Origin of the sequence: Burkholderia aenigmatica, from assembly GCF_048627025.1 — a bacterium.
Taxonomy (GTDB): domain Bacteria; phylum Pseudomonadota; class Gammaproteobacteria; order Burkholderiales; family Burkholderiaceae; genus Burkholderia; species Burkholderia aenigmatica.
Genome location: NZ_CP184469.1, coordinates 1,989,614 through 2,001,351, shown reverse-complemented (window position 1 = coordinate 2,001,351; position 11,738 = coordinate 1,989,614). Strand labels below are relative to the sequence as shown.

The window sequence follows — 11,738 nt, the reverse complement described above, 5'->3', positions numbered from 1 at the left end:
AGAGAATGTTGCAGAGGTGGCCGTCGAGCGTCGGCACAAACTGGAGAAGAATGGATGGGAGCGATGTCGCCCGAGGACTACGCGCAGGAGTCCCCGTATGGGCAATGGGAGGACCGAGCGAAGGAGTTGATCGTATCGGCGATGGTGCAGCGGGACCTGAGCTACAAGGATCTGGCGAGGCTGTTGGAGCCGCATGGAATAGAGGAGACTGCCGACCAGATCAACCGCAAGATCAACCGGAAGCGGTTTTCGGCGGCGTTCCTGTTGGCTTGCCTGGCCGCGATGGAGGTTGAATCCGTCCCCGTTTTCTAGTAAGGACCACGGTCCGGCGATAGTTTGCCCTATCGGAGCTCGGCCGCCCCCCATTCTTGCCTGTCGCATCGCGTCCCCCGCCATCGTACCCTTTCATAAAAAGGGGACTGGCGGAACCTGGCGTTCCGCGACGGAGGATTCTGTACGACGTCGGTCAAGTTGGCGTTGAGCCTTTGAACAAACTAGTAAATTTGTGGGGTTCGTTCAAGGATGCAGCGCACATAATTTCGACGACGCTTTTTTTATAAGTCCTCGACGAATAAGGGAGTTTTGAGCGATGTACATTCGGAACCCGAACTTTTCGTCGAAATTGCGTTGACGCGATGCTTTTGGACGCTATACGTGTCTGTCACGCGTCGGCCGAGCACGAGCCGCCCGACGAGAGGGCCGCCCCTTCCGCTTGTAGGGCTTCGGCGAGTGACCGCTGGCGCGGACGGGCATGACCGGTGGCGCGCTGGGGAAAACCGGACGACCACGGGGGTAGGGTTGAGACAGTCCGGCGCGGTGGCGAAGACAGAGCCGCGACCCGAACGTCTATCGGAACCATTCGACACGGAATGGTGGAAGGGCGGCGAGCGACAGCTGGCGGGGGCTCTGGCCATCCCGGCTCTGCTTAAGTGAGGATATCCTCACAAGCAATTCTCAAGGAAACATATCCTCACCCGTGGATATGCTCGACTTTCAAAAGGATATGCTTACGTAAGCATATCGCCCGGGCGCGCGAATCCAGTGTTGCGGCCGCTGCGCGGCTGCTGACCAGAGGAGCGGTGAAGCGCAGGCTCTCCGTCGTTATTGGTTATTTGGTGCCGCGTAGGCAGCAGTGATCGCTCGGTGAACTGCCCGAGTGCGGTCCGAATGTCGTTGGGGCGCGACTGGCGCCCACGTCGGCGAAAGCTCAAAACGGACGGGTTGGTGCTTCAGAGGCCGCAGGCGCGGGTTGCATTGACTGCACGGTAGGAGCCTACGCGTCCGATGGTCGGGCTGGCACGGGGCGCAGGTGTGTCGAGTGCAGGCGGGCTGCCGAGCTCGCGTCGATTAGCGACGCGTCGCGGTGCGGTCGCCGGGTTCGAACTGCTTCCGACAGCTTCGCTCATTCTGAGCCTTGAGTCGTCAAATCGACCTCAACTTTCATCCGCAGGTGCCGTTACCAAGAAATGTGCAGCCCCCGCCGTTTGCTACCCGCTGTGCGTCCATAGCTCGACGACGTCGTGGTGTAGTGGCATTCGCAGAGGTCGTTGAAGCGTCCCGCGGGGTGTCCTGTTCCTTTGATGTTGAGCTCACATGCTCCCTCGCTTGCTGATCACACGAGATCACGAGCGTAGAGATTCCCAAGGCGAGTTCGCCTGGTGTTGAAGCGGTTGCCACATATCGGCACCGCATTTATTTCCCGTCATGCAGCCGCTATGCAGCTATACGCGTATGCGGAACTCGAGGCTACGGCTTCACACGACGTCCCGCGTGACGGAAATACATCGGCGCGGCGGCATTCATGCCGTCTCAGAACTATCAATGGGAATCAAAAGGAGCAGAAGTATGGAAGCTACGGTCCACCTCACCCTCGACGCGGGGTTCGTCGCAATTGGCCACCTGAATAAGCTGCGAGACTATCGAGAAGGGCTCAAGTCGGCAAAGGGCCTGCCAGATGACCTCCCGGTGTTGACCTGCCCTGTCGCAGAAGAGGACACGCATCGATTCTCGGGGCCCAATTTCGAAATTTGTTTCGGCTTTGGAACAACGGAGGTGTTTGGCATCCGTCTGATGACCATCCGTCTGCAACTGGGCGGGACACAGCTCTATTGGCTGGCGGATTTGACTGACCCCGAGGTCTGGTCCGCGTATGACATGTGGAAGCGAGTCGGGCGTGCTCCGATTGCGCTCCTGCTGGAATCTGGAAACAACGTGTCATGCAAGTTCGTCGTGCAGGAAGTTTCCGGAGAACCGACGAGAATGGAAAACTTCCGGGTCTACGCAGGTAAGCCAGTGTCGGGGGATGTCTGGAAGACCATGGTATTCCTGTCGAAAAGCGGATTGATGGAAATGCAGGCTACAACGGACATCCCCGGGGAGCCTCTGACACATGTGCTCGTCAATCTCTTGCTGACGAAGCGGCTGGAGCCGTTCGTAGGAGGTCCATCGTACGTGACGAAGCCAAATATCGTTGTGTCGCCGCACGGGGCCGGTAGAGCCGGCCGATAGTCACTCTCGTACCTCGAAATGCGCGGCCATCATCGGTCGCGCATTTCTTTGCCAACGAAGTGCTCTGGCTGCGCTCGCGTTTCTGCTCCGTGCGCACCTCGTCAAGGATGATCGCGGGCATTCCGTTCCGCTGCTACCGTTAATTCGCGCGAGCGATCACGGGTTCAACTGAAGCAGTGAGCGCCGCGATGTCAACTGACGAGGGTTACTCCTGGACGATGAATCGATTGCGGTTCTTCGCGTTCTTGATCCATGCTGGCGCGCGACCATGTCGTGCCGATCTTCGGATCGCGATGCTTCGCTTCTACTGGTGCTTTGGCCGCGATTTCGCGCTACGTCTGCAATTGAGCGGTCCCGAACCGACTGGAGGTCCCGGGCAGTGCGAACCCTTAGAGTCTAGGCATTCTTTAACGCATCGGACCCGGGGAATCCATGGCTCCAGACTACCCGAACGGGTAGGGACCGTTCGTGCCCCCATCCCTAAACTGCTTTCCTGAGGATTTCGCGGCGAGCGATCGCTTGTCCGCGTATTCGATGACAGACCGACGCGCATTGAAGCGAACCATCGGCATAGGCAGGCGAGTCACCGCCTTCCAACTTCGAAAAACATCAGGAGACGTAGTAGATGAAGCATGTCCTTTCCCCCATCAACCTCGTCGTCACTCCCCTTATTTGCCTTGCTGTCGGCATGCCGGCCGCCCGTGCGCAAAGCAGTGTCACGCTGTACGGCGTCGTCGACGCCGGCATTCTCTATACGAGCAAGAGCGTAAATCCCGCGACCGGGCAGAACGCTGGCCATCAGTTTTCGATGGTGACGGGTGGCATGACTCCGTCGCTGTTCGGCCTGAAAGGTACCGAGGATCTCGGCGGCGGGGTGAAGGCGATCTTCACGCTCGAAAGCGGGATCGATATCGCGAAAGGCAGCTTTACGGATTCGAACGGCAACATGTTCGGCCGGCAGGCGTGGGTGGGGCTCGCCAGTCCATACGGGACGGTGAAGGCCGGTGTGCAGTTCTCGCCGTTCGTGTTGTCGCTCATCTCGACCGATGCGCGCGATGTGTCTTACTTCGGCAGCGGCGTGCCGATCTACGTCGGTAGCGTGTTTGTGACCGGCATCTTCAATTCGAACGCGGTGTCCTATACGAGCCCGACGATCGGCGGATTCCAGGGCGCCGCGATGCTCGCGCTCGGCGGCGTCGCGGGTGACTTCCAGGCGGGGCGGCAGTATTCGGCGAGCCTTAAATATACGTATGGGCCGCTGCTGGTCAGCGCTGCCATGTACAACGGCAACGCGGGCGGCACCGCCGCATCGACACCGGTGCCGAGCACGGTGCCGTTTACTGGTCGCACGATCGGCGCTACTTATCAGTATCGCGACCTGACCGTGAAGGCGTCATTCGTCAGCTACAAGATTTCCGGGTCGTTCGACAACCGTGTCTACAGCGGCGGCCTGAGCTATCAGATCACGCCCGCCGTGAATGCGGATGCCGGGGTCTGGTATACGAGCGACGGCAACGACACGGGCAACCACTCGATCATGGCTGCGACCGGCGTGACTTACAGCCTGTCGAAGGCAACCCTGCTGTACGGACAGTTCGGTTTCGTCAATAACCACGGGAAGATGAATACCGGTCTGTCGACGAACGACGCGTTGTTCGGTGCGTCGGGTTCGACGTTCGGCTCGGCCGTTGGCATCCGTCACCTGTTCTGACCGGCACGCGCCGAATCCGAAACGTGTGCGGTTGATATGTTGCCGTCGACTTCGGCGGACGTCGAGCGGGCTCGGTCGTGTGACGGGCCGCATCCATGTGGGGACTGCGCGTGACGTGCCGCGCACAGCACCGCCTTTTCCCGCTTGCCGCGCCGATTTTCGGCGCGGTGTCCCTCTTCCAGTGTCACTCCGACGCGATGTCGGCGGACGAGCTTTGCCCGTTCGTCGCCATTGATCCGAGCCGGCAGCTTGGCACGATGTGCCAGGCATAGTCGCGGCGCATGCACGCCGCGCATCTCCCTTTCTCTTCACTGCATCGCGCACGACGGCGCCGGGGCGCGACTCGGCACGCCTGGCCGACAAGGTCGCATACACACGTGCACCGCATACGGGCAATCCATATCTCGAGACTACCCGGACGGGTGGCGTGGTGCGTCAAGCAGACACCTAGACTGATTTCACGACAGACACAACAACAGGAGACGACATGTATCACCCATCCCATTCACCGTTGCGTGGTCGCCGAGCCGCGCAGCCGGTGCCGCTCGACCTTTCCGTCGACCCGCCGACACCGCGGATTCGTCAGGTCTGACCCGACCCTTCACCCAGCGAGACAGTTCATGACTCACTCATCCGATTTCACGCGCGATGTGCGGTCGGGTTCGGCAAGCGCCGGGCCTGGGCGGCATCGCCTGATCAACATCGACAACGGCGGCACGCTGACCGATATTTGCGTGATGGACAGCGACAAGGTGGTGCGCACGAAGACGCTGACGACGCCGCACGATCTGTCGCAATGTCTGTTCGACGGATTGCGTAAGGCATCCGAAGCAATCTACGGACGCGAGGATCTCGAGGCGCTGCTGCTGTCGACGGCGGCAATCCGCTATTCGACGACGCAGGGTACCAACGCGCTGGTCGAACGCAAGGGGCCGCGGCTCGGCCTGGTGGTTGGCGGCACGCTGACGGCCGATCGGGTTCGCGACGCGGACGGTGCGGCGAGCCTGTTCGACACGGTGATCGGCGAGCGCACGGTTTCGCTGGGCAGCGAGCCGTCCGAAGCGGAGATCGTCCGTATCGTCGGCGAGCTCGCGGCGGCGGGCGCGAACCGGCTGGTCGTGGCGATCGGCGGCCCGCGGCGTGCGGAGCTCGAACAGCGGCTGAAGAGCCGGCTGCTGCGCAGTTTTCCGCCGCACCTGCTCGGCGCGCTTCCGATCCTGTATGCGCACGAAGTCGCCGACGATGCCGACGATGTGCGCCGCACGTGGACCGCGCTGTTTAACGCATTCCTGCATCCGGCGATGGAGCGCTTCCTGTACAGCGCCGAGCAGAAGCTGCGCGACGCGCGAGCGCAAAGTCCGTTGCTGGTGTTCCGCAACGACGGCCATGCGGGCCGCGTCGCGAAGACGATCGCGCTGAAGACCTACAGTTCGGGCCCGCGCGGCGGGATGGAAGGCGCGCGCGTGCTGGCCGCGCACTACGGACTGACACACCTGTTGTCGATGGACATCGGCGGCACGACGACCGATATCGGCGTTGTGGACGAGCACGGCGTACGCGCGAATCGGTATGGCAACGTCGAGGGCGTGGCGACATCGTTCGCGTTGTGCGACGTAGTCAGCGCCGGCGTAGGCGGCAGTTCGATCCTGCGCGCAGACGGCGACAGGATCGTGGTTGGACCGGAGAGCGTCGGCAGTGCGCCGGGGCCAGCATGCTTCGGCCTGGGCGGTACCCAGGCGACGATCACCGATGCGTTCGCGCTGGCGGGATTGCTCGATCCGGCGTCGTTCTTCGGCGGCAAGCTGCACCTCGACAAGGAGCGCGCACGGCAGGCCATTCATGCGCACGTCGCCGATCCGATGAAGATGGGCGACAAGGAGGCACTCGCTGCGATGGAAGCTGCGTGGGTGAAGAAGGTCGCCGACAGCCTCGTCGCGTACACGGAAATCCGCGCCGATACGACGCTCGCCGCATTCGGCGGCGCGGGCGCGTTCGTCGCGTGCCGGGTCGCGGACGCGATCGGCGTGAAGCGCGTGTTGATTCCCGGGCTGGCGGCAGTGTTCTCCGCATACGGAATCGGCTTTTCGGATGTGGGCCATAGCTTCTCGGCGCCGCTGACCGACACGACCGGCGACGCGCTCGCCGTGACGATGGACGTGTTGCTCACGCAAGCATCGCGAGCGATGTTCGGGGAAGGTGCCGCAGTCGAAGACTGCCGGCTGATCTACACGCTCGAGGCCACCGGCGCCGACGGCAAGACGGTCGAACACGCGTTGACGGGCCCGACGTTGCCGCCGGGCGTCGCGCCGGGCGCCACGTTGTCGGTGACGCTTACCGCGATCAAGCGTATGCCGCAGGCGGCGCTCGACGGCCGGTTCGGCGAGGGTGGACAGCAGGCGGCGATCGCGCGTGGCACGCGTGTGGTGGTTGTCGATGGCCGCGAAGCGGAACTGCCGCTGTATCGCGTGGAAGATCAGCCGAAGGGCGTCGCGGTGTATGCGGCTGGTCCGGCCGTGCTCGAGGAAGACTTCTTCACTGGGCGCATCGACGCGGGCTGGCACTTCGAAATCAACTCCACCGGAGACATCCTGCTGAGCAGCGGCAAGGAGAGCGAATAATGAAGGTTCTGATTACTGAAACCCTGCGCATCGACCTGGATGCGGAACAGTGGGAATGCCGGCGTTGCGGTCATGCACACGGTAGCGCACGCGACAACTATAAGCGCGGGCTGCTTGTCCATGATCGCGACCCGCGCGAGATCCACAAGCCGCTGCTCGATCCGGCGCTGTACGAGCGTACCTATTCACCCGACCCGGACTGGTGCCGGATTCTCGAATACTACTGTCCGGGGTGCGGTGTTCTGGTCGAAGCCGAGTATCTGCCGCCGGGCCATCCACCGCTGCACGACATCGAACTCGATATCGACGCGCTGAAGGCGCAATGGAAGGACCGGCCGGAGATGATTGAGCCCGCGCGGGCACCCGACCTCGCGCTCGAACGCGTGAAGCTGCAGCGCGCGCTGCATGCGGCCGTGCATCATAGGCATGCGCTCGCCGGTGCCGCCGATGAATCGTCTACTTGAGATACGGGGAGAACCGCTCATGAAACGTGTTTCCGTCGACATCGGCGGCACCTTCACGGATTGCTTTGTCGCGTGGGGCGAGCAGTGCGTCGAGGGCAAATCGCTGACCACTCATCACAATCTCGCGGTCGGCTTCAACGACTCGCTCGCGGACGCGTGTCGCCAGCTCGAACTGACGCCGACGCAGCTTCTGTCCGAGGTCGATTCCGTGCGTTATGCGACGACGCTCGGTACCAATGCGCTGATCGAGCGCAAGGGGCCGCGGGTCGGCTTGCTCGTGACCACGGGTTTCAAGCACACGGTTCCGTTGTCCCGTGCGCGTGGTTACGGTGAAGGGCTGTCCGAGCCCGAGCAGATGGATATCCCGAATGCCGCGCGGCCGGATCCGCTCGTCCCCATTCCGCTGATCCGCGAGGTGCGCGAGCGCATCGACTATGCGGGCCAGGTATTCTGGACGCTCGACGAGGACGACGTGCGGCTGCGCATTCGCGAACTCGTCGATGCCGGCGCGCAGGCGCTCGTCGTGATGTTCACGAACAGCGTGGTGAATCCCGTGCATGAACTGCGAGTGCGCGAAATTTTCCTCGACGAATATCCGGCGCACATGCTCGGTGCGATTCCGATGCTGCTGTCGCATCAGGTCGTCGGGCGAAAGGGCGAGTACTCGCGGGCGACATCGTCGATTATCGACGCGTTCCTGCATCAGATCATGTATCACGGGCTCGGCACGCTGGAGCTGAACCTGCGCCAGCAGGGCTACGCGAAGCCGATGCTGGTGAATCACAACTCGGGCGGGATGGCGCAGCTCAACTCGACCGATGCGCTGCAGACGGTCCATTCGGGACCCGTGTCGGGGATCGCCGCGAGCGAATACCTGGCCGCCGCCGCAGAGCTCGGCAACGTCGTCGCGACCGACATGGGCGGCACCAGTTTCGACATCGGGATTGTCGTGAGCGGCGGGCAGAAATTCTACGATTTCAACCCGGTGATCGATCGCTGGCTCGTCAGTGTGCCGATGGTGCATCTCGTCGCGCTTGGCGCGGGCGGCGGCTCGATTGCGCGTTACGAGCGCATGTACAAGACCGTCGAGATCGGTCCGCAATCGGCCGGCTCCGACCCCGGGCCGGCCTGCTACGACCGCGGCGGCCAGCATCCGACCGTCACCGATGCAGACTTGCTGCTCGGCTATCTCGATCCGGAAAACTATGCAAACGGCCGCATCCCGCTGAACCCGCGTCGCGCAAAGCAGGCGATGCAGGACGACTTGTGCGACGAGCTGGATCTCGACGTGATCGAGACCGCGAAGCTGATCAAGAAGCAGGTCGACGCGTCGATGGCGAACGGGATCGCGACCGAGCTGCGCACGCGCGGCTACGAGCCGAGGGATTTCACGGTGCTCGCTTACGGCGGTAACGGCCCGCTGCACGCGTGCGGGATCGCGGCCGCGCTCGGCATCAGTCGTGTCCTCGCACCGCCGTATTCGTCGACCTTCTCCGCGTGCGGTGCCGGTACGGTGAACCAGATGCATATTCACGAGATGAATACGTGGACGGTGTTGTTCAATCCGAACACGAAATCGTTCTTCGCGGATTTCGACGCGTTCAACCGCGGTGTCGAGGAATTGGAGCGGCGCGGGCGCGAGGATCTCGAACGGCAGGGCATGGATCCGGCGCAGATCCGCTACCGGCTCGAACTGGACATGCGCTACGGCAACCAGCGCGTGCAGACGGCGGTGGTGACGCCGCTGTCGCGGCTAAAGAGCCAGCGTGACGTGCTGACCCTGATGGAGCTGTTCCACGAAAGCTACGGCTCGCGCTTCGGCGAAGGCTCGCAGAGCCCCGAAACGGGCGTGCGGATCAATACGCTACGCGTGTGCGCGTATGTCGAACAACCGTCGGTGAAGTTCGCGAAGCTGACGGTCAGTGACGATCCGCTGCCGCCGCCGGAGCCGGTCGGTCATCGCGACTGCCACTTCGTCGGACACGACGGGCCGCTGCGCACCGCAATCTACGACGACCGCGCGCGCGCCGAGCGTACGCGGATCGAAGGGCCGGCCGTCATCACCACACGCGCGACGACGTTCCTCGTCGAACCGGGATGGATCTACCAGGCGACGGCCCAGGGCGGCGCGTGGTTCCTGCGCAAGTAAGCAAGGAGTTCGACATGCAAAACGACATCAATGCGGAAGACCGGGCACTGCTCGACAAGTTCATCGCCGACAACACGCTGTTCCTCGGGCCGGATCCGGAGATCATGCGCAACCACAGCATCCTGCCGCGCTCGAAGGCCGAGCAGGAAGTGCTGGAGCAGGGCGTCGATCCGCACCAGGTTCACCATGTACGCGGATTGATCAACTCGGCGCTGTCCGAGGCGTTCACGATGGTGAACCAGATGGGGGCGGCGCCGGGTGCGAAATGGGGCGACCTCGTGACCGCGATCTACACTGCACAGGGCGACCTGTCGATGATCGCGCCGCACGGGATCATCGCGTTCGCCGCGTGCTGCTTCTACCCAATCCGCTTCATCATCAAGAACTGGACCGACGATCCGACCGTCGGCGTGAAGGACGGCGACGGGTTCATCCACAACGACGCGCGCTATGGCGGCATTCACAACACCGACCAGTCGATGATGATGCCGCTGTTCTACAAGGGCGAACTGGTCTGCTGGCTGTCGTCGACGATTCACGAGGGCGAAAACGGCTCGACCGAGCCGGGCGGGTTGCCCGCAAAGGCGGAGAGCAAGTACGACGAAGGCATCAAGATGCCGCCGTTCAAGATCGTCGAGAATTTCGAGCTGAAGCGCGATCTCGTCACGTTCCTGCAGAACTCGGTGCGCGATCCGCGGCTGCAGCTCGAAGACATGAAGGTCAAGCTGCATGCGGTGCTTCGGCTGCGCGACCGGATCATCGCATTGCTCGACCAGTATGGCCGCGATGCGCTGATCGGCACGCTGCGCTCGCATCTGGAAGACGTCGAAACGGAGATGCGTCGGCGGATTCGCGAGCTGCCCGACGGCACGACGCGCGTGCTGCAGTTCATGGATTCGAGCCTGCGCGAGAACGCGCTGCAGAAAATCTCCTGTGCGATCACCGTGAAGGGCGACCGGATGATCATGGATTTTCGCGGCTCGGCACCGCAGTTCCTGAACCGCTCGGTGAACACCAACATCGCATCTTTCAAGGCGGCGCTGTGTACCGGGCTGTTGCAGAACATCTGGCCGGATCTGCCGCACACGATGGCCGTGCTGTCGCCGATCGAGATCATCACCGATCGCAACTCCATCCTCGACGCCGAGGGCGAGATGCCGCAGGCGATGAGCCTGATGCCGCTGTTCAAGGGCTGCGTGGTCTGGACGATCCCGATGAACAAGCTCAGCTACAGCCTGCCGCATCGCTACTCCGCGGTGATCGCGTCGCAATACGATCAGGCAGCGACGTTCATCTACGGCGGCCTCACGCAACACGGCGACGTGACAGGCAATTTCTGCGCGGACATCAACGGTAACGGGCAAGGTGCGCGCAGCCATGCGGACGGCGAACATTCGATCTCGCCCGTGTTCGGCTTCATGTGCGATACCGGCGAGCACGAGATCGCGGAAGAGGATACGCCGATCATCCGCCTCGGCGCGCAGCGACTCGCGAAGGACCGGATCGGCTGGGGCAAGTATCGCGGCGGGATGGGCTACGAGCAGATCGCGACCGCTCGCGGGTCGGGGCTGTGGGGCTTCATGACCGGCTGCGAGGGTTCGAAGTTTCCGTCCGCGCAGGGGCTGTTCGGCGGCTATTCGTGCCCGAGCTATCAGCTGATGAAGATCAAGGGCATCAACATCTTCAAGGTGCTGGAGGAAAATCCGAAAGCCGTCGATGCGTTCGACATCGTCGACCTGATGAACAACCGCCCGATTCCAGGCGCGAAGTACAGCAGCCACGACATGGGCATGACGTTCGAGATCTGTAACGAAGGCGAGATCTACATGATCTGCCAGGGCTCGGGCGGCGGTTACGGCGACGTGCTCGAACGCGATCCGGCGCTCGTGATGAAGGATCTGCGCGAGGAACTGATGTCGCACGAGAATGCACGCGACATCTACAAGGTCGTCTACGACGAGCAGACTCTGGTCGTGGACGTCGAGGCGACCGCCGACGCACGGGCTGCCGAGCGGCTTGCGCGTATTGCCCGTGCCCGGCCGTTCGATGCGTTCTGCGCGGAATGGGTGACGCCCGAACCGCCTGCGTCGTTGCCGTACTTCGGGAGCTGGAGCGACAACGCGGAGATCTACGCGACGACGATGGGCCAGCGCGTCACGATGCCGGCCGACCAGCTTCAGGGCGCGTACATGCTCGATCCGAAGGACGTGCGAATCGCGGAACTGGAAGCGCGTCTCGACGCATTGAACACGGAGGCGTCATCATGCCCGGGTTGACGCAAGCCAGCC

Annotated in this window: 7 protein-coding genes and 1 pseudogene; 7 read left to right on the top strand and 1 reads right to left on the bottom strand. The window is 62.7% G+C overall.

Features of this window, described 5'->3' with window-relative positions; genetic code table 11:
- Positions 1-54: 54 nt before the first annotated feature.
- The gene (locus ACN8ZM_RS25870) at positions 55-312 is read left to right on the top strand and encodes a DUF6471 domain-containing protein (RefSeq protein ID WP_420211150.1); all 258 of its coding nucleotides are present in this window, start codon (positions 55-57) and stop codon (positions 310-312) included.
- Between the two features lie 1,533 nt (positions 313-1,845).
- Positions 1,846-2,508 (top strand): hypothetical protein, encoded by a 663-nt coding sequence (locus ACN8ZM_RS25865; protein WP_234621223.1) that lies wholly within the window; start codon positions 1,846-1,848, stop codon positions 2,506-2,508.
- Between the two features lie 205 nt (positions 2,509-2,713).
- Here ACN8ZM_RS25865 and ACN8ZM_RS25860 read toward each other — a convergent pair.
- Positions 2,714-2,828 (bottom strand): annotated as a pseudogene (locus ACN8ZM_RS25860) (H-NS histone family protein); the annotation flags it as partial.
- Between the two features lie 368 nt (positions 2,829-3,196).
- Between ACN8ZM_RS25860 and ACN8ZM_RS25855 the strand changes: the two are divergent.
- The 5 genes from ACN8ZM_RS25855 to ACN8ZM_RS25835 all read left to right on the top strand — a co-directional run bounded on the left by ACN8ZM_RS25855 (position 3,197) and on the right by ACN8ZM_RS25835 (position 11,726).
- Positions 3,197-4,219, top strand: coding sequence for a porin (locus ACN8ZM_RS25855; RefSeq protein ID WP_420212675.1), 1,023 nt, complete (start codon positions 3,197-3,199; stop codon positions 4,217-4,219).
- A 422-nt stretch (positions 4,220-4,641) separates the two neighbouring features.
- A complete protein-coding gene (locus ACN8ZM_RS25850) occupies positions 4,642-6,837 on the top strand; it encodes a hydantoinase/oxoprolinase family protein (RefSeq protein ID WP_420211149.1) in 2,196 nt (731 codons plus the stop codon).
- Positions 6,837-7,301, top strand: a complete 465-nt coding sequence (locus ACN8ZM_RS25845) for an acetone carboxylase subunit gamma (RefSeq protein ID WP_420211148.1) — start codon at positions 6,837-6,839, stop codon at positions 7,299-7,301. The genes ACN8ZM_RS25850 and ACN8ZM_RS25845 overlap by 1 nt, the downstream gene beginning before the upstream one ends.
- A 19-nt stretch (positions 7,302-7,320) precedes the next feature.
- On the top strand, positions 7,321-9,450 hold the full coding sequence (locus ACN8ZM_RS25840; RefSeq protein ID WP_420211147.1) for a hydantoinase/oxoprolinase family protein: 2,130 nt from the start codon (positions 7,321-7,323) through the stop codon (positions 9,448-9,450).
- 14 nt (positions 9,451-9,464) lie between these two features.
- Positions 9,465-11,726, top strand: a complete 2,262-nt coding sequence (locus tag ACN8ZM_RS25835) for a hydantoinase B/oxoprolinase family protein (protein ID WP_420211146.1) — start codon at positions 9,465-9,467, stop codon at positions 11,724-11,726.
- Positions 11,727-11,738 lie beyond the last annotated feature (12 nt).